This is a genomic window from Candidatus Stoquefichus massiliensis AP9 (genome assembly GCF_000455285.1).
GTDB lineage: Bacteria > Bacillota_I > Bacilli_A > Erysipelotrichales > Coprobacillaceae > Stoquefichus > Stoquefichus massiliensis.
The window spans coordinates 125,029-143,592 of record NZ_HG005292.1; the positions used below are offsets into that span (position 1 = coordinate 125,029).

General features: G+C 29.3%; 21 protein-coding genes. 4 read left to right on the forward strand and 17 right to left on the reverse strand.

What is annotated here, in order from left to right; genetic code table 11:
* The 13 genes from BN350_RS21025 to folD all read right to left on the reverse strand — a co-directional run.
* The coding region (locus tag BN350_RS21025) for a DUF3800 domain-containing protein (RefSeq protein WP_196802970.1) at window positions 1-293 on the reverse strand (293 nt) is incomplete at its 3' end.
* 169 nt (window positions 294-462) lie between these two features.
* Window positions 463-1,362 carry a sensor histidine kinase gene (locus BN350_RS14565; protein ID WP_028044264.1) on the reverse strand — a complete coding sequence of 300 codons (900 nt, stop codon included), beginning with the start codon at window positions 1,360-1,362 and terminating at the stop codon, window positions 463-465.
* Window positions 1,363-1,376: 14 nt separating this feature from the next.
* Window positions 1,377-2,180 (reverse strand): ABC transporter permease, encoded by an 804-nt coding sequence (locus BN350_RS14570; RefSeq protein WP_028044265.1) that lies wholly within the window; start codon window positions 2,178-2,180, stop codon window positions 1,377-1,379.
* Window positions 2,173-3,084, reverse strand: coding sequence for an ABC transporter ATP-binding protein (locus tag BN350_RS14575; protein WP_028044266.1), 912 nt, complete (start codon window positions 3,082-3,084; stop codon window positions 2,173-2,175). The genes BN350_RS14570 and BN350_RS14575 overlap by 8 nt, the downstream gene beginning before the upstream one ends.
* A gap of 80 nt (window positions 3,085-3,164) precedes the next feature.
* The gene (locus BN350_RS14580; RefSeq protein ID WP_028044267.1) at window positions 3,165-3,824 is read right to left on the reverse strand and encodes a response regulator transcription factor; all 660 of its coding nucleotides are present in this window, start codon (window positions 3,822-3,824) and stop codon (window positions 3,165-3,167) included.
* 88 nt (window positions 3,825-3,912) lie between these two features.
* Window positions 3,913-5,796: a sensor domain-containing diguanylate cyclase gene (locus tag BN350_RS14585; RefSeq protein WP_028044268.1), complete on the reverse strand. Its 1,884-nt coding sequence runs from the start codon at window positions 5,794-5,796 to the stop codon at window positions 3,913-3,915.
* A 148-nt stretch (window positions 5,797-5,944) separates the two neighbouring features.
* Entirely contained in the window at window positions 5,945-6,472 is a 528-nt protein-coding gene (locus BN350_RS19405) for a MarR family winged helix-turn-helix transcriptional regulator (RefSeq protein ID WP_081652932.1), read from the reverse strand.
* Window positions 6,472-7,815, reverse strand: coding sequence for an MATE family efflux transporter (locus BN350_RS14595; RefSeq protein WP_044600359.1), 1,344 nt, complete (start codon window positions 7,813-7,815; stop codon window positions 6,472-6,474). Before BN350_RS14595 ends, BN350_RS19405 begins: the two co-directional genes overlap by 1 nt.
* 360 nt (window positions 7,816-8,175) lie before the next feature.
* Complete coding sequence (locus BN350_RS14600; protein ID WP_187117144.1) at window positions 8,176-8,652, reverse strand: hypothetical protein; 477 nt, start codon at window positions 8,650-8,652, stop codon at window positions 8,176-8,178.
* A 181-nt stretch (window positions 8,653-8,833) separates the two neighbouring features.
* Complete coding sequence (locus BN350_RS14610) at window positions 8,834-9,178, reverse strand: PadR family transcriptional regulator (protein ID WP_028044271.1); 345 nt, start codon at window positions 9,176-9,178, stop codon at window positions 8,834-8,836.
* Between the two features lie 531 nt (window positions 9,179-9,709).
* Window positions 9,710-10,180 (reverse strand): GNAT family N-acetyltransferase, encoded by a 471-nt coding sequence (locus BN350_RS14615; protein ID WP_028044272.1) that lies wholly within the window; start codon window positions 10,178-10,180, stop codon window positions 9,710-9,712.
* Window positions 10,149-10,361 carry a DUF951 domain-containing protein gene (locus BN350_RS14620; RefSeq protein WP_028044273.1) on the reverse strand — a complete coding sequence of 71 codons (213 nt, stop codon included), beginning with the start codon at window positions 10,359-10,361 and terminating at the stop codon, window positions 10,149-10,151. The genes BN350_RS14615 and BN350_RS14620 overlap by 32 nt, the downstream gene beginning before the upstream one ends.
* Window positions 10,362-10,364: 3 nt before the next feature.
* On the reverse strand, window positions 10,365-11,210 hold the full coding sequence (folD, locus tag BN350_RS14625; RefSeq protein ID WP_028044274.1) for a bifunctional methylenetetrahydrofolate dehydrogenase/methenyltetrahydrofolate cyclohydrolase FolD: 846 nt from the start codon (window positions 11,208-11,210) through the stop codon (window positions 10,365-10,367).
* A gap of 127 nt (window positions 11,211-11,337) precedes the next feature.
* Here folD and BN350_RS14630 point away from each other — a divergent pair, with 127 nt between their 5' ends.
* From BN350_RS14630 to BN350_RS14645, 4 genes are all read left to right on the forward strand, one after another.
* Window positions 11,338-12,213 carry a cation diffusion facilitator family transporter gene (locus BN350_RS14630; protein ID WP_028044275.1) on the forward strand — a complete coding sequence of 292 codons (876 nt, stop codon included), beginning with the start codon at window positions 11,338-11,340 and terminating at the stop codon, window positions 12,211-12,213.
* Window positions 12,214-12,300: 87 nt separating this feature from the next.
* Window positions 12,301-12,783, forward strand: a complete 483-nt coding sequence (locus tag BN350_RS14635) for an RNA polymerase sigma factor (RefSeq protein WP_028044276.1) — start codon at window positions 12,301-12,303, stop codon at window positions 12,781-12,783.
* A complete protein-coding gene (locus BN350_RS14640) occupies window positions 12,780-13,412 on the forward strand; it encodes a DUF4362 domain-containing protein (protein WP_028044277.1) in 633 nt (210 codons plus the stop codon). Before BN350_RS14635 ends, BN350_RS14640 begins: the two co-directional genes overlap by 4 nt.
* Before the next feature lie 16 nt (window positions 13,413-13,428).
* On the forward strand, window positions 13,429-14,274 hold the full coding sequence (locus tag BN350_RS14645; RefSeq protein ID WP_028044278.1) for a hypothetical protein: 846 nt from the start codon (window positions 13,429-13,431) through the stop codon (window positions 14,272-14,274).
* Window positions 14,275-14,306: 32 nt separating this feature from the next.
* On the opposite strand, the gene BN350_RS14650 is transcribed toward BN350_RS14645, so the two are convergent.
* The 4 genes from BN350_RS14650 to BN350_RS14665 all read right to left on the reverse strand — a co-directional run bounded on the left by BN350_RS14650 (window position 14,307) and on the right by BN350_RS14665 (window position 18,560).
* Complete coding sequence (locus tag BN350_RS14650; RefSeq protein ID WP_028044279.1) at window positions 14,307-15,725, reverse strand: NAD(P)/FAD-dependent oxidoreductase; 1,419 nt, start codon at window positions 15,723-15,725, stop codon at window positions 14,307-14,309.
* Between the two features lie 169 nt (window positions 15,726-15,894).
* Entirely contained in the window at window positions 15,895-16,821 is a 927-nt protein-coding gene (locus tag BN350_RS14655) for an AEC family transporter (protein ID WP_028044280.1), read from the reverse strand.
* 12 nt (window positions 16,822-16,833) lie between these two features.
* On the reverse strand, window positions 16,834-17,085 hold the full coding sequence (locus tag BN350_RS14660) for a hypothetical protein (protein ID WP_028044281.1): 252 nt from the start codon (window positions 17,083-17,085) through the stop codon (window positions 16,834-16,836).
* A 2-nt stretch (window positions 17,086-17,087) separates the two neighbouring features.
* The gene (locus BN350_RS14665; RefSeq protein WP_028044282.1) at window positions 17,088-18,560 is read right to left on the reverse strand and encodes a family 1 glycosylhydrolase; all 1,473 of its coding nucleotides are present in this window, start codon (window positions 18,558-18,560) and stop codon (window positions 17,088-17,090) included.
* Between the last annotated feature and the right edge of the window lie 4 nt (window positions 18,561-18,564).

An 18,564-nucleotide genomic window follows, 5' to 3' on the forward strand; every position in this document is an offset into this window, starting at 1 on the left:
TGATAGTTTATTTTGGAAAACATAATAAAACACAGTATTTCTACCAATAGTTTTTTTCTTACAGATATATCTTCATATTTATAAATATCTTCTTTTCTAATTATAGGACCTATATGAATATTTTGCTGACTATAACCTAAATAATCTATATGTTCTAATAATTTATTCAAATTTTGACTTATATCCTGACTTTGATTATGAAACACAAGCGTTAAAATGTAAAAAGGAGACTGGTAATCATATTCACCAAAGTCTTCTGATTCATCAATAAAAAAGAACAATTCTTTCCTCATAAATATAATCTTCACATATCCATAGTTGTTATTTTTATATTTATAAGAAAAGTAGAGGGGACACACACCTCTGATGAGAATTTCTCACTTCCTGGTGGACCCCAATGTCTTTCAACCAGCCCTTTATATTACAGTGTTATCATATCATAACAAATCTATTACTTCACTTTTAGCCATTTTTATTCAAACTTTTATTATTAAATATTAATATAATGATAAAAGAATTTTCCTCAATATCAGCCTTTACTGCTCCACCCATTTTCTCCATGAGTTCTTTCACAATAGCTAACCCAAGTCCCGAAGAAGAATGACTTCTAGATTGATCCGCTTTATAAAATCTATCAAAAATATGATCAATATCAGGTTGTTCTCCTTTTTTGATTGTGTTTTTGAAAATAAGTTTATCATGATCTTGAATAATGATTAAATCTCCTATCCCATGTAACAAAGCATTATTGATGAGATTACGCAAAATTCTTTCTATTGCTTCTTGATTGATAATACATTCCATCGATTCATCTTGAAATTGAAGTGTTGGTTCCTGATTGTTTTTTTCAAAAAGATGATAGAAAGAGAATAAAATTTTGGTGAGAATCGGATAAATTGTTATTTTCTCACATTCTAATACATAAGACTTTGATATGAGTTTTGTATAAAGAAATAATTCTTCTAATAATCTCTTTAACTCTTCCATCCTTTCAATAGAAATATCCAGATACCTTTGTTTTTTAGCATCATCATGGCACTCCTTTAACATATGCATATAACCCATTGAACTTGTTAGTGGTGTTCTTAAATCATGTGCCATATTTTGGATCGTCATTTTTAGCTGTTCTTCTGCATACATAAATGTCATCTGTTTTTGTTGGTATTCATCTAACATTATTTCTAATTGATGATAAAGTGTGTCAAATGGCTTTGTATGAACTTGTGCCATTAATTGGATATGACTTCCTTCTTGTTTGATCTCGAGTTGTTTAGAAATATTATAAATTTCACGATGAATACGCGCTATATAAATAATCAATCCAATAATGGCAAGAATCAAAATCACTACAAGATAAATCATATCCTCACTCCTCTCTAAACATCCTTCTTTGACAATCCAAAAATACTAACTGTTGTGTATAATATTGTAAAACCTCCAATAACCAAGAATAACCTCAATAATGAAGTCACATCTAATATTGGAATAAGATCAAGCAACCCCGTTACTTGATAAAGTAACGTATAATTCATCAAATCAGCTAAACCTAATATATTTAAAATCGTTGTCACAATCATAATCCATAAACCTGTTGCATAAACAATTGCTATGGAAACACATCCTGATTTACTTCTTAACCAAACTGTTAATGCTGTAAACATACTAATAACAGCAATACCAATGAACCATAACAATATCAAATATGTAAATATTTCTGTAAAATTATCAACTTTAAAGAAGAATCCTAATCCTAAATTTAAAATCATGAACTCAATAAAACAAACCAGAATTAACCCCATAATATATAAACTTTGTACAAGAATCTTACTTGTAATGTAATGCGTTTTATTCACATGAGTACTTAAGACATTTTTAATAAAACCTGTCTCTCTTTCATAACAATTAAATAAAACAACAAATAATCCTATAATCAAGACATAGAAATTTTGTGTCATTGATAAATGAAAGAACTGTAATATAGATAAAGTTCTCATCTTATCTACACCTGAAACTTGAAAAATAAACCCATAAGTACTCAACCATTTTTGGATATCTGGATTTAATGCTACATAAACAGCTAAAAACTGAACAGCTAAAATAAACACAATAACAGCCAAAATTACATATGTTGATTTAGATTTCTGTAATCTTTTCAAATCCATTCTCATTAAATTAATCATATGAACACCCACTTTCCATCAAACTCAAGAAATATTCTTCTAAATCCTGATTATGAAAATAGGATGATATAACTGCTATTCCAGCATTGACAAGATGACCAATCACATCCGCTGAATTAAGTTGACTATAAATATGCAATGTTGTTTGATTCACAACTTCATATTCAATATTCTGATCAATATTTTCTAATATAACACATGCTTTCTGGGCATTATCGATTTCAACAGCTAGATATTCTTTACATTTTTCATCTAATTCTTCTTTAGATATCTGTTGTATTAATTGTCCATCTTTGATAATTCCAAATGTTGTAGCAAGCTTACTCAGCTCTCCTAAGATATGAGAACTGATAATGATTGTCATACCATATTCTTTATTTAATTGAATTAATGTTTCTCTAATTTCTTTAATTCCTTCAGGATCCAAACCATTAATTGGTTCATCTAAGATTAATAAATCAGGATTTCCTAATAAAGCCAAAGCTATTCCTAGTCTTTGTTTCATTCCCATTGAATAATTTTTAACCTTTTTCTTACCTGCACTTGTTAAGTGAACCAATGCCAATACATCATAAATTCTCTTTTTATTCGTTATTCCTAATGACAATGCTTGTAATTCTAAATTATCATATGCATTCATATTGGGATACAAACCTGGTTCTTCAATTAATATTCCAATTCTTTTTCTTGACATTTCATCATGAACAGGTTTTCCAAATAATTCAATATTTCCCTCTGTGCTTCTCATTAATCCTGAAATCATTTTTAGAGTTGTTGATTTCCCGGCTCCATTTCTCCCAATAAAACCATAAATATCACCTTTTTTAACAACCATATCAATATGATCAACAGATAATTGTTGTCCATATTTCTTTGTTAATTTCTTTGTTTTTATAACATCCATAATAACTCCTTCCTTTCTCTTATAAGAATAAAGGATAAGTATTCAACAAACGTAAAGAAATGTTTAAGAAAAGTTAAAGTTTACTCAATGAGTTTAAATCCCATTCCCCAAACAGTTTGAATATAATGATCTGTCCCTGTTGATTTGAGTTTTGTACGAATATTGCTGATATGCACATGTATCGTTTTATCTCCTACAATATATTCATCTTCCCATACATATTCATAAATATTTTCTTTTGAAAAGACTTTTTGTGGATATTGCATCAATAATTCTATAATTTTAAATTCTCGAGATGTCAATTCAACCATTTGATGATTAGCAATCATGGTCATTTTATCTATATCAATTTCCCAATCTTTATAATGTAATTGTCTTTGTTGGGTATCTTGATGACGTAATTGAACTTTAACTCTTGCAAGTAACTCATTAATATCAAAGGGTTTACAAATATAATCATTTGCACCTAATTCTAAAAGATTAACTTTACTTTCAATTTCATTCTTAGCAGATAGAACAATAATTTTAGATTTTTTCACAAGATCCTTGATAAGTTCTTCTCCTGAAATTCCTGGTAGCATTAAATCTAGTAATATTAAATCAAAATGCTCCATCTCTATTAAAAGCTTTCCTTCACTCCCTGAAAAAGCTTGAAAACAAAGATACCCATGATTCTCTAAAAATTCTTTTAACATATTATTAATATGATTATCATCTTCGATAATAAGTATTTTTTGCATATATTTCATCCCCTTATAACCTATTATAATCTTTACAATTTTATTTGTATATGAGAAAAGCCATAAATGCTTATTTATGACTTTCGCTCTAAGAATTATATATTGTAAATGTATTTCTTCCTTTATTCTTAGAAATATATAATGCCATATCTGCTTTCTTATATAAAGAAACAAAGTCATTTCCATCATCTGGTACAATAGAAATTCCAATACTGGCAGAAATCTTCATGCAATCACCATCAAGACATATCTCTTGATTAAGCACATCTAGTAATCTTTTGGCTTTTCCTTCGATAGAGTAGAGACTAGATATTGGAATAAACGCTATAAACTCATCGCCACCTAAACGTCCCACAACATCTTGCGTTCTGAAATTTTCTTTCAATACTCCAGCAAATTGAGTTAAAACATAATCTCCAAATACATGTCCATATAAATCATTTGTACTCTTAAAATTATCTATATCTAAAATGAAAAAAGCATACATTTGATTTGTATTTTGATTCAACATCCTTTCAATCATTAATTGAATAGATCCTCGATTATAAAGATTTGTTAACTTATCATAACAAGCCAACTGTTCCATTTCCAATTCTACTCTTTTTTCATGATCAATTGTTTTTCGATAAGTAAACATATGCACACATTCATCTTCTTTATTATAATAAATAATAGCATCTATACGTATCCAATAATAGTTGATACCATCTTGACTTATCATAAAATCATATCTTAAATCAGTATTTCCTAACTCATATTGCTTCAATACATTTTGAGTACAAAAAGTATCTATATATCCCTTCCTAAACTCTTCTTTAATTTGTTTCTGAGCAATAATTTGAATACCTTCATCATATGGAATTCCTACACTTACTCCTAAACTTTCAAAGTATCTTTGGGTACTTGTATTAGCAGTACAATTAAGTGTAATATTCAATTCATAAATATTATCGTATAACTGTTCTGTGACTGTTCTAAAGGCTTCTTCTCGTTGGAGGACTTGTTTATTAAATTCTTTAATAACTTTTGTAACTATAATCAATATTCCAATAATAATAACGATAATAATTAAAATTGTTCCATAGAGTTGATTTCTAAATGATTGAATAACACTACCATTATCCTGATCTATAACCAAATACCAGGATAAATCATCAATATATCTTGAAACCATAAAATTATCATTATGTTTTGTATTATAGTTTTTTGTCCAAAATTGATATTTATCTTTATTATAACTTAATATTTCTTCCTTTTTATCTTCTAAATCTTTTATCTTAAAATAATCTTCATTTAAGTTCTTTGTTGATATTTGAACTTTTCCATTATTATCAACTAAATATACATTCACCCCAAATTGTTTTTCATACTCTGCAAAAAGGGTTTGCAATGATTCTAATTTTACACCTACGCCTACAACTGCTGTGACTTTATTTTGATCATCCAGAATTTTACAATTTACAAAGACTGTCATATCATCATGTGCAGCTTCATCATTATCTACATTTAAAGAATAATCTTCTTTTGATTCTAGGAATTCATAATACCAGACATTCTCTAAATTATCTTTTGTCATCAAACGATCAATACCATTAAAATTATAATAACATTGACTTTCTGTTGAAATTAAAAACACTGAATCATAATTATATTTCTTTTGGTATTGATCTAAATAATTAGCAATTGTTTTAGTATAATTCTGATTATTTAACTCTTGATTTTCATTATCAATATATTCTCTTAAAAGACTATCATTTGCCATTGTAAGGGAAACATGAATAGGTTTAGCAAAAGCTGTTGTTAATTGATAATAAATACTTTCTGATGTTAATGAAGAGACTTCTTCTATACTTTTGAGTGATGTAGAATAGTTTGCCTGATAGCTTAATAACGCAGTTGATAAAAATCCAACGACAATAATCAGACATATCAATAAATTTGTTTTGATTAGTACATTGTCTTTTTTATGCATACTATTCCCTCTCTCATTTATCTTCTTTTTTATATTGTAACCTTTTTAAATCAAAAATGAAAGTGATAATCCCATATAGTACAACCTAATATATTTTTATAAACCTCTACATAAAGAATAACCTGAAAAATCTTAAACTTTTTTCAGGTTATTGTTCTTTCTTTTGATATTTCATATGTCTTTGATGCCACTCATCCAAAATTTTATCTAAAGTAGCAGCAAGTTGTTTTCTTTCTTTTTCATCTAGCATATCAAACAAATCTTCATCATTTGATTTTTTATGATGAACTTTATTTATCCCTTTTTGTGTTAATGATATAATTGATTTTCTTTTATCTTTTTCATCTTTATATCTTTTAATCAAATCTCTTTGTTCTAACTTAGATAAGATTTCACTCAAAGAACCAGCTTCTACACCTAATATTTCCTGAAGTTTCTTTTGCGAAATAGAATGATGTTGAGATAAAATATCTAAAATATTTTCTTGTCCTCTTTTCTTACCAGTTTTATGCATTAGAATATGCCCACATTTCATAAGTTTACTTGTCAAATCTTGTGCTTGCATGAATTCTAGTTGAGAAATATTTTTTCTTTGATAAAAATATTGTTTTCCTTTTTCACATTGTAGTAATGTTTTTAAACAATGATTTGGACAGAGTGTACATTTTTCTTCCATTATGCCTCCTCCACCATGAATGTTTTCATTTCTTTTTTAATTAAATACATAGTTATGATAAATGCAATTAAATCTGCAATAGGCACTGCTACAAAAACACCATAAAGACCAAATATCCATGATAAAATTAATATCAGTGGTATCAATAACAAACACTGTCTTAAAAGATTTAAGAAACTTGACTGTTTAACCATTCCAATAGCTTGGAAAAAATTTGCACACATCGTTTGACATCCTACTAATGGTAAACATATAAACCATATTCTAAGTGCTGAACTTCCTAAATCAATGATTTCTTTTTCCTGATTAAACATTGTAATAATCAAAGCAGGGAATAATTGTATAGCTAAAAATCCAATGACTGCAATAATACTTGCTCCTATTATTGTATATTTCAATGTTTCTTTGACACGGTCAAAACGTTTGGCTCCAAAGTTATAACTAATAATAGGCTGTTGTCCCTGAGTCATTCCAGTTAATGGCATCAACATCAGTGTTTGAACACTTGTAATAATACCTACGGTTGAGATGGCTATATCTCCTCCATATGTTCCTAACGTTCCATTAATCACAATATTTAATAAACTTGTAGACATTTGCATGAGAAAAGCTGGTAATCCAGTTTTCATAATCATATATGTAAAATGTTTTTTGAGTTTCATATGCGCAATCTTGCATTGAATTAAACTACGTTTTCCAAACAAGAAAGCCAATTGCCATACCATACTTAAAAATTGCCCACCAATTGTAGCAAGTGCTGCACCTTCCATTCCCATATGACATTGTACAATCAAAATATAATCAAATAAAATATTAAATCCTGCCCCTAATAATTGAGACACCATTGCATTTCTTGCATTCCCCTGTGCCCTAGAAAAGTTATTTCCACACATCGCAACACACTGAAAAATAGCCCCATATAGGATAATACTTAAATATGCTTTCGCATGTGGCAAGACTTGATCACTTGCACCTAATACTGTTAACATTGGATCCATAAATAAGTTCCCAAATATCATAAATATCAATCCAAATACAACAGTAACCATCAAAGCATTTCCCTGATATAACTTAGCATCCTCGTTTTGTTTTGCCCCTAATGCAATTGAAAAACGTGTTGCCCCACCAACTCCAGCCATTAAACTTAAAGCCATTAACACCAATGTTACTGGATAAGAAATTGTAATTCCAGCTAATCCTAATGATCCAAGATGCGGTGCATTTCCAATAAACATTCTATCAACAATATTATAAATAGCGTTGACAATCATTCCTATCATTGCGGGTACTGATAATTCTATTAATAGTGGTAAAATCTTACCATTTTCCATATCTTTCTTCATTTTAATCTCTCCTCTTTTAGGTACCTAACGAATATAATATAAACTTATTCAAGGCAATTGTCAAGGTACCTTATAAATATCATATTTATGTGAAATCGTTTTGTTAATCACAAATACATATAAAACAAACCACATCCTTTTCTATAAATATGAGGGATGATGAAAGATAAAGCTACAGTTTATCAAATGACTTAAAGTAAGAATAATAATAAATATTTATTCTTCTACTCCAATCTATCAAAATACAATTTTAAAATATACACTCAAATCAAATGTTTTTCATTCTAATTAAAAAGGATAGATTCAGTATATAACTAGAAATCAATCCTTTTAAGTTATAATATTATATATATTAATTCTCTAATTCCATAATTCATCAAATAACTTATACAAAAGAAATAATCCAACACATAAGCATATACATATTGATATGTGAATAGAAAATACATAATTATTGAGAAATATACGGCTTAATGCAAAGAGAATCATCCATATTATAATCATAAATATTAACTTCTTATTTGATTTGGATAAGAACTTACCATTTTCATTGTCAAAAGAATTTTTACAAATATGATCTACAATAAATATTGATACAAAGATTAATACAGCATAACTTAAAACATCTCCTAATCTCAAAATTAAAAATGGTAAAGTCTTTTGTCCAATCATTGTTTCAAATAAACTTGAAACAAACCATATTATCACAACAATCCAGCTATATAAGCAAAAACTTCCTAACATTGATAGAATTTTCTGGTATGGTTCTTGATGAGGAATTTCTGCTAAAATATTATCACAAAAATCCTGATAGCTATCACCAAGTACATCATGCATTGTCATTCCTCTTTCTTCACCATCTCTCATCATTTCAATAATATCTCTACGAACAAGTTCCTGCTGATATTCACTTATCTATGATGTTTTTAAATATACAACAATATCAGTTAATGTATTTTGATTTACCTGATTTAAACTTTTTTCTAATTGATTGTTTAATTGTCTTAGTTCTCTCACTTTACGACTCATAATGATCACCACCTTTTATATCTTTTAATAATCGATTAACAGCAAGAGATAATTCATCATAACTTTTTTGAAAATTTAAAATCTCTTCATAACCTTTTCTTGTTAATGAATAGTATTTGCGCCTTGGTCCAACATCAGATTGCTTATAAGTTGCTGTTATTAAATCATTCTTTTCTAATCGTAACAATAATGGATATATTGTTCCCTCAACAATTTTACCAAATCCATAGTTTTCTAGTTGCTGAGAAATCTCATAACCATATGTTTCTTTTTGACTAATAATAACCAAAATGCATCCCTCTAATGTTCCCTTTAACATTTGAGATGAAATCACTCTATCACTCCCTCTATATTGTAATGCATAATACCTTTGTTAACTATGTTGTATGGCAATATAGTTAACGTGTCAAGAAAAAACACTTCATTACACTACCTTGCAAACACCACTTCATATTTATCTTCATTCAACTATTCAAGATGAACAACAAAAGATGTAAACAAGTTTTTCTTACCATTCAAAAACAAATAAATGTGTTTATATAAATTAAAAAAGTGTTGATTTAAAAAATACAATATGTATTAACACTTCAATTAGAGAACTGTGTAGGTGCACAAAAAACAAGCAATAACTTTTTGCAGAAAAATGAGGGAATCTGGATTAATATCAATGAAAGGTAAGGGTCAAACAATTATTTACAAAATTGTTAAAGATAATAAATAGTTTATTGTATTATGTAGTTATTTCTTATTTTAATCGGTCCAAATATAAATAACCAAAAAAGAAGAATTCAATTTCCTACGAATTGAGGATCTTCATTTCTTCTTTCATTTTTACAGTTTAATCATTAATCTATAATCAATACTTCTATAAATCTTTGATATACCACTTATCGCATGCGAAGTGTGGTCCTTTAATTAATGGTTCATCTAATAAAACAAAACCATTTTTAAGATAAAACCTATTTGCTGCAATCATATTAGAAAATGTTTCTAAATAACATTTCTGATAATATTTTCTAGCAAAATCCAGTGACAAATCTAATAGTTGTTGTGCAACTCCACTTCCACGTATTTCTTGTAAACAATACATCTTCTGAAGTTCACAAACACCTTCAATACCTTCAACAGGACCAATGCCACAACCACCAATAATTCTTCCATCTTCTTCCACAACAAGATATTGTTTATTTTCAGGTTGATAAACTTCATAAAATTGTCCTAAATCAGGATCTTCCCAGGTACAACCTGGTTTATTTCCACCAAATTCAAGTAAACAAGTTCTAATCAATTCTTCAACTTTCACATTATCTCTCTTTTGAATTAGACGAATCATCATGATGAACAATCACCTTCTTTAATCGTTTTTCAAAATCTCTACGTGAAAACATAATAATTGCACCACAACCCAAACATTTAATTTTAATATCAGCACCCATTCTAATGATTTGCCACTGAGTTGACTTCTTACATGGGTGTTGTTTTTTCATTTCAACAATATCATTTAACCCATATTCCATATTCTATCCCTCTCTTTGTGTATATGCTTGTAAAGTATTTTCCATAAGCATTGCAATAGTCATTGGTCCTACTCCACCAGGAACTGGTGTAATATATGACGCAATTTCTTTCACATCATCAAAATCTACATCACCACACAACTTATTATTTTCATCACGATCCATTCCAACATCTAAAACGACAGCACCCTCTTTGATATATTCATGATTAAAGAACTTAGCTTGTCCAATTGCTGCAATCAAAACATCTGCACGTTTGCACACTTCTTTTAAATTAGATGTGCGTGAATGAGCAATTGTGACTGTTGCATTTTTATGCAGACATAATAAAGCTACTGGTTTTCCTACAATATTGCTTCTACCTACTACAACAACTTCTTTTCCAGTTAAATCATAATTGATTTCATCTAATAAAACCATCATTCCTTGTGGTGTACAAGGAACCAATCCATCTTGTCCTAATAATAATTTAGCAACATTAGATGGATGAAATCCATCAACATCTTTACGTGAGTCAATTAAATCAAGAATCTTCTCTTCATGTATATGTTGAGGTAATGGCAATTGTACTAATATTCCATCAACATTTTCATCTTTATTTAGTCCCTTAATAACATTCATTAAAGTCTCTTCAGTAAGAGAAGCATCTAATCTAATAACCTCTGATAACATTCCTACATATTCACAAGCCTTCTCTTTATTTCTCACATATGTCTGACTAGCCTGATTATCTCCAACCAATATAACAACTAATTTTGGAATTCTTTTTCCTGCTTTTTTTAATTCTTCAATTTTTATTTTCAATTCATCTTTTCTTTTCAATGAAATTTCTTTACCATTAATATTCATAAAAATCCCCCTTATTTGGTTGTTATTATTATAATGGAAAATATGTTTCTTGTAAACTCAAACAAGAAATCTGTTTTCTTATCACAATTTTCTTTTATTAACATAAGTTATAAAAGGACGTGATTTTATGGAAATAGCTTATAAGGAAACTGTTTATCATGTTTCTTATCTCACAATGATAGGAAACTTCGTACTTTCTATTTTTAAATTTCTAGCTGGCTTATATGGGCATTCTCATGCAATGATTAGTGATTCTATACATTCTTTAAGTGATGTTATCAGCACCGTTATTGTTATGATAGGTGTTCATTTTTCTAGTATGCCTTCTGATCATGAGCATCCTTATGGTCATGAAAGAATGGAATGTATTGCAGCAATTATTCTTTCTATTTTATTGGTTTTTACTGGTTTACAAATTGGTTATAATAGTCTTTTATCATTATTACATCCACAAACTATTGTTATACCGCATATTATTGCATTAATTGCAGCGATTGTTTCGATTATCATCAAAGAGCTTATGTATTGGTATACACGTTATTATGCAAAAAAGATTCACTCCCCTGCATTAATGGCCGATGCTTATCATCATAGAAGTGATGCTCTTTCTTCTATTGGAAGTTTAGTAGGTATTGGAGGGGCTATGCTAGGTTTTAAATTCTTAGATCCTCTTGCAGGAGTTTGTATTTGTTTATTTATATTAAAACCTGGTGTTTGTATATTTTATGATGCAACGATTAAGATGGTAGATCACAGTTGCTCTGATGAGATCAATGATAAACTGATTCACTTTATATTACAACAAGAATATATCTTAAGTATTGATTCTTTAAAGACAAGAATGTTTAGTGAAAAATATTATGTTGATTTAGAGATTGGTGTTAATGAAAATTTATCGCTTAAAGAAGCACATCAAATAGCACATCGAACTCATGATGCATTAGAAAAGGAGTTTCCTGATATTAAACACTGCATGATTCATGTGAATCCTAAGACAAATTAGCCTCTCTTGAGGCTTTTTATGATAAAATAAAATAAAGATGAGACATTTTAAAGAGTAAAATCGTATGAATAGTGAAGGAGGGATAAAATGGTATTAAAAGCACATAGTGAAGAAGAAATTATTGATGTATACAATAGAAATGCAGATATGATCTATAGAATATGTTTTTCTTATCTTAAGAACGTTGTTGACAGTGAAGATGCCCTTTCACAAACATTTCTTAAATATTTAAATTATACAAAATCATTTGATTCCCTTGAACATGAAAAATCATGGTTCATTGTTACAGCGAGTAATACATGCAAAGATATGTTAAAACAAGCATGGTATAAAAAGAGAGTTGATCAAGAGATTATCATTCAAACTAACCCTTTTGATATAGATGAAACCTTAGAAACTGTTTTAGAGCTTCCTGTTTATTATAAAATGGTTGTTTACTTATATTATTATGAAGGTTATAACAATCGAGAAATTGCTCATATTCTTAAGATTCCTTCTTCTACTGTTCGTAATCGGTTAGCTCGTGCAAGAAAAATATTAAAAAGAAAATTAGGTGAAAATATGTTATGAAAACAATTAAGCAATCATATGATACTATCAAAATGAACAATCATAGAAAACAAGTTATTCTTGATAATATCTTAACTCAATCTTCTGTTTCTAAAGAATACTTGAGATATAAGAAATTCGTTTTTTCTGTTGTTCTCATTTGTATCATAGCATTTATTGGTATTCAGTATATCTCAACAAATCATGTGAACAATCCTCTTACAAATCATAAATATGCGTCAGATACCAATACAACATTAGACACAGTCCCTTATAATATCACTCTTCAAGAGCTTCAAGACTTGGATTTTTATATCTTTGCAAATGGTATTATATACAATCCTCAAATCATTCATTCATTTATTGATGATATTGATAACACAAAACCAAGCCATGTCAGAATTGCAATAGTTACAGATGAAGGTGATCCTATCCTAAATGAGATTTATTATCATCCTCAAAATGGTGTGACGCTTTACAATGATACGACAAGAGATCAATTTGGTCCTAAAAATTTGACAAAAGAGTTTTATCAAAAAATAGGTGTTTATGATGATGCTATATATGCATATAACACCGAATTAACAAAAGAAACAATAGACCAAAATAAAGCATGTTTTATAACCTATACTCATCAAAAAAAATTATAGAAGAGAGGTGAAAACGATGAAAAAAGTCATATTTATAATGATTTCTCTCTTTATGTTATTACCTGGCAATACCTATGCTGATATGGGTCCAAAGCCAAGCGTTCATATATCACTAGAAGGTATTCATGAAACTGCTTATATGACACTCTTGTCTAAGGAAAAAAGTACAGGTCCTTTTTGTGCATACGAAAACGAAGATACGAAGTGCTATTTTGAAGAATACGGACCTCAAGAAATATGGCAAGCATTTGTGGATTATAAAGATAAAGATGGATTTTATTTCCTACAATATTTTCAGTTATGTGAAGATAGTTTTCAATGGACTTACCATCCTCCTGATGAATTTAAAGTTTTGGTCTACTTCCCTGAATCAGATACTTATATTGTCAGTCCCAACTCATATGAAAGGTATGCTTTCAAAAGTTATTATACTGTATCTATTATTAATCATTCTCAAAATATTAATGTCACTACAAATCAAGTCACACAAACTGATATGACTGTTGATAAAAATTACATATGGAATGAAGCCATGCTAGGATTAGCAATAAGAATGTTATTAACTATTATTATTGAAGTTATTGTTGCATTAATGATGAAAATCAATAAAAGAAGAGAATTATTTATTATTGTTGGTGCTAATATTTTAACACAGATAATATTGAATATATTGTTAGAAATATTTGGTATTTATGCTTTAGGATATTATGGTGCTTTCTTTTATATTTTATTTGAAACTTTAATCATTATTATTGAAATGAATATTTATAAGAAAACATTCCATCTAGATCAGGAAATATCAATAAAAGCATATGTTATTGTAGTTAATATATTATCATTTATAATAGGTTTTATAGTATAGAAAAACAGAAAGGATAAACTTTCTGTTTTTCACTATTTACTCTTTTCAATAATACTCCTTGCAATGATAATACCATTAGCACCAGCCTGAGCCAATCCTCTTGTTAAACCAGCACCATCACCACCAACATATAAACCATCAATTTCACTTTCAAATCCATCTCTCACTTTAGGTCTTGCTGAGTAGAATTTTGCTTCTACACCATAAAGAAGAGTATGTTCATTCGCAATTCCTGGAGTAACATGATCTAAAGCTTCAATCATTTCTATAATTGATTTCATTGTGTTATACGGTAACACTAGACCTAAATCACCAGGAACTGCTTCTGGTAATGTTGGAATTGTATAACCTTCTTTTAAACGCTTTTCTGTTGTACGTCGACCACGTTTGATATCACCATATCTTTGAACAATAATGCTACCATGAGATAACATATTCGCTAAACCAGAAACTTCATGAGCAAATTCATTAGGCTCATTAAATGGTTCACTAAAGACATGTGATACAAGTAATGCAAAGTTTGTATTTGGACTACCAAGTTTTGGATCATGATAAGCATGGCCGTTTGCTAGCATCGTTCCAGAATGATTTTCTACAACAACATGTCCACTAGGATTTGAACAGAATGTTCTTACTTTTGTACCTACAGATGCATTATATACAAATTTACCTTCATATAAATGAGTATTAATCTCATCCATAACAATATTACTTGTCTCAACACGAACTCCAATATCAACTTGATTATTATATAATTCTAATCCTTGATTTTTTAAGACTTTTGTTAACCAAGTTGAACCATCTCTTCCTGGTGCTAAAACAACATAGGGTGCATAAATTTCCTCACCATTTTCTAATATAATTCCTTTTACACGATTATCTTCAACAAGAATATCTTTAACAGCTGTTTTAAATTGTTCATCAATATGTTTCTTTAATTCATTTGACATTTCTGTCATAATTCTTAAATTTTCTTCTGTTCCTAAATGACGCACTTTTGCACGTAATAACTTCAATCCAACAGCATATCCTCTTTTTTCAATTTCTTTTATTTTATCTGTTGTTGGATCAGTAATCTCTAAAGTTGCTCCATGTTTTAAATACAACTCATCTACATAATGAATGACATCTTCCACTTCCTGATTATCCATATAATCAGTCAACCATCCACCAAATTCACTTGTAATATTAAACTTTCCATCAGAGTACGCACCTGCACCACCAAAACCAGATGTAATTGAACATGCTGGTAAACACCCTGGTTCATTATCTTTAATAACAGGACAGCTTTTTATTTTCTTATCCTTAATTGGGCAATGTCGAAACATAACATCCTGTCCTTTATCAATCAGCAATACCTTTTTACTTGGATCCTTTAAATAAAATTCATAACTTGCCATAATCCCTGCTGGACCAGCTCCAACAATAATAACATCATAATTTTTCTGCATAAAAAAACGCCTCATTTCTGGGCATAAATGAATTATCCTCATTTATTATAGACAAAAACAAAGGAAATTGTCAATACAATAGACACATCTCAAACATTTTATTTCTCTTTAGAACATGTTTTTTACATTAATCTAAAAATGAGAACTCCTCAAGAATTCTCATTTTTATCTATACTAGAAACAATGCAACAATAAGTGGAATTGTCACTACTGACAACAACGTTGTCATAAAGACCGTTTTAGCAGCCAATGATACATCTCCTTCATATTCAGTTGCAAACAATACTGCACTATTCGCAACTGGCATTGATATCATAATTAATGTAATCCCTAATATTAATGGGTCTTTAATAAAAAGATTTAATATTGGATAAGCAATCATAGGCACAATAATTTGTTTAATTATTGTATAAGGATATATACGTAATTCACCAAAGACTTCCTTGAGTGGAATATTTGCAAGTGTTGATCCAATTAATAACATAGCCATTGGTGTTGTAATATCACCTACCATTGTGACTGTTGATGAAATCACATCAGGAAAATGAACCCCTGTAAAATATATTAATAAGGCAACAAGTGAAGCAATAACACCAGGTGATAATAAATTTTTAGGATCTAGCTTTACACTTTGACCAGTTCCATAATTCATAATAACAATACCTGCCGTGAATACAAATAAATTAAAAATCATATTAAAGATAGCTGTAAAAAATACGGCTTCATTACCAAATATAGCTTTCATAACTGGAAATCCCATAAATCCAATATTAGAGAAAACTGTCATGAAGATATATAGCCCCTGTTGTGGTAATGGCACCCTCATGATTTTTACAATAAAGAACCCTAGCAATGGCATAATTAAGTAAATCGCAAAGCCAACTGCAAAAACAAATAAAATATCATTAAGCCCTTGAGTCACCGTTGTAGACAAAACAGATGATACAATCATTGCTGGTGTTGTTACTGATAATAATAGAGTTGTTAATTTTTTATTTAAATCGACATCTAATAACTTTATCTTAAATAGAAAGTAACCTAATGCTATTACTAAAAATAATTGAATCATCTGCATTAATATAATTTGAATATCCACAACTGTTACCCCCTATCCTTTTAATCCATTGGCCTGTCTTTCCATATTTTCCACAACAACATCATAAATTTCTCCTAATGTTGCTGCATATTCTAGAACTTTCCAAGGTTCATTTGTATGATAATGAATCTTAATTAATTCATCATCACCAACTGCTAACAAACAGTCTCCCTGAAAATGTTCTGTAATATAATCATTAATTTGATCTTCATTAAGATTTTGACCTTCAATTAATAATTGTGTATCAAATTTATATTCTAACATCATTATTCTCCTTCAAACAAACAAGCCCCATTTGTTTCAATAACTTTTTTATACCAATTAAATGATTTCTTCTTATATCTTTTAAAAGTTCCATTGCCATAATCATCACAATCAACATAAATAAAGCCATATCTTTTGCTCATCTGTTTTGTGGATTCACTAACAATGTCAATACATCCCCAAGATGTATATCCCATTAAATCAACACCATCTACTTCAATCGCATTTAACATTTCTCTAAAATGTTTATCAAAGTAATCAATACGATAGTCATCATCTACTGTTCCATTGATTAATTCATCTTTTGCACCTAAACCATTTTCAACAATGAATAACGGTTTTCTATAACGATCATATAAATCTACTAAAGATACTCTTAAACCAATTGGATCTATTTGCCATCCCCAATCAGATGAAGGAATATGTGGATTCTTGATTGCTGTCATTGTATTGGCTGCTGTTTTCTTTAATCCAGCATCGTCTTTAGCAACGCAACTACTAGAATAATAACTGAATGAAACAAAGTCAACTGGATATTTCTTCATAACGTCCAAATCTTCCTGTTCCATCTTGATATTTAATCCTTCATTTTTAAACTTAGCTAATAAATACGCTGGATATTCTCCAAATACCTGTGTATCACTATAGCAGTACGTACTTCTCATATCCTGTTGTGCCTGTAAGACATCTTCTGGCTTACATGTATATGGATAGTATGTTAATTTTGTCAGCATACATCCTACCTTTGATCCTGGTATCTTTTCATGACAGATTTTTGTCGCTAGAGCTGATGCGACAAACTGATGATGCATTGCCTGGAAAATGACTTCCTGAAAATTTCTACCTGGAAATCTGTCTTCTACAAGTCCACCTGTTGTATAAGGATGTCTAATCATAGAATCAACTTCATTGAATGTTAACCAATATTTGACCTTGTTCTTATATCTTTCACAAATGACTTCTACATATCTCACAAACATATCAATAACTTCTCTTGATGCCCATCCATCATAATTTAATACAAGATTGATTGGTGGTTCATAATGTGACATTGTGACTAATGGTTCTATCCCATACTTAATACATTCATCAAAAATATCATCATAGAACTTTAATCCTTCTTCATTAGGTTCTTGATCATCACCATTTGGAAAGATTCTTGTCCATGCGATAGACATACGATAAACCTTAAATCCCATTTCAGCAAATAATTTAATATCTTCTTTATAATGATGATATCCATCTGCCCCATGTCTTTTAGGATACAAAGAGTCATCTTTTGATAATAAAGCATCTTCGATATCCTGTGTTGTGATACTATTGTGTGCTTTGTAATCCTGTACATCAACATCTAGATGATGTCTTGCACAATCTGAAACACTTACTCCCTTACCTCCTTCATTCCATCCACCTTCATATTGATTGGCAGCAGTGGCACCACCCCATAAAAATCCATCAGGAAACTTTCTAACCATTTTA

Bases quoted from the DNA above. Each gene is read 5' to 3' on its own strand.
- BN350_RS14565 (WP_028044264.1), bottom strand. From the start codon at position 1,362: ATGATTTATCTTGTAGTGATTTTGATTCTTGCCATTATTGGATTGATT.
- BN350_RS14570 (WP_028044265.1), bottom strand. From the start codon at position 2,180: ATGATTAATTTAATGAGAATGGATTTGAAAAGATTACAGAAATCTAAA.
- BN350_RS14575 (WP_028044266.1), bottom strand. From the start codon at position 3,084: ATGGATGTTATAAAAACAAAGAAATTAACAAAGAAATATGGACAACAA.
- BN350_RS14580 (WP_028044267.1), bottom strand. From the start codon at position 3,824: ATGCAAAAAATACTTATTATCGAAGATGATAATCATATTAATAATATG.
- BN350_RS14585 (WP_028044268.1), bottom strand. From the start codon at position 5,796: ATGCATAAAAAAGACAATGTACTAATCAAAACAAATTTATTGATATGT.
- BN350_RS19405 (WP_081652932.1), bottom strand. From the start codon at position 6,472: ATGGAAGAAAAATGTACACTCTGTCCAAATCATTGTTTAAAAACATTA.
- BN350_RS14595 (WP_044600359.1), bottom strand. From the start codon at position 7,815: ATGAAGAAAGATATGGAAAATGGTAAGATTTTACCACTATTAATAGAA.
- BN350_RS14600 (WP_187117144.1), bottom strand. From the start codon at position 8,652: ATGCATGATGTACTTGGTGATAGCTATCAGGATTTTTGTGATAATATT.
- BN350_RS14615 (WP_028044272.1), bottom strand. From the start codon at position 10,180: ATGATGATTCGTCTAATTCAAAAGAGAGATAATGTGAAAGTTGAAGAA.
- BN350_RS14620 (WP_028044273.1), bottom strand. From the start codon at position 10,361: ATGGAATATGGGTTAAATGATATTGTTGAAATGAAAAAACAACACCCA.
- folD (WP_028044274.1), bottom strand. From the start codon at position 11,210: ATGAATATTAATGGTAAAGAAATTTCATTGAAAAGAAAAGATGAATTG.
- BN350_RS14630 (WP_028044275.1), top strand. From the start codon at position 11,338: ATGGAAATAGCTTATAAGGAAACTGTTTATCATGTTTCTTATCTCACA.
- BN350_RS14635 (WP_028044276.1), top strand. From the start codon at position 12,301: ATGGTATTAAAAGCACATAGTGAAGAAGAAATTATTGATGTATACAAT.
- BN350_RS14640 (WP_028044277.1), top strand. From the start codon at position 12,780: ATGAAAACAATTAAGCAATCATATGATACTATCAAAATGAACAATCAT.
- BN350_RS14645 (WP_028044278.1), top strand. From the start codon at position 13,429: ATGAAAAAAGTCATATTTATAATGATTTCTCTCTTTATGTTATTACCT.
- BN350_RS14650 (WP_028044279.1), bottom strand. From the start codon at position 15,725: ATGCAGAAAAATTATGATGTTATTATTGTTGGAGCTGGTCCAGCAGGG.
- BN350_RS14660 (WP_028044281.1), bottom strand. From the start codon at position 17,085: ATGTTAGAATATAAATTTGATACACAATTATTAATTGAAGGTCAAAAT.
- BN350_RS14665 (WP_028044282.1), bottom strand. From the start codon at position 18,560: ATGGTTAGAAAGTTTCCTGATGGATTTTTATGGGGTGGTGCCACTGCT.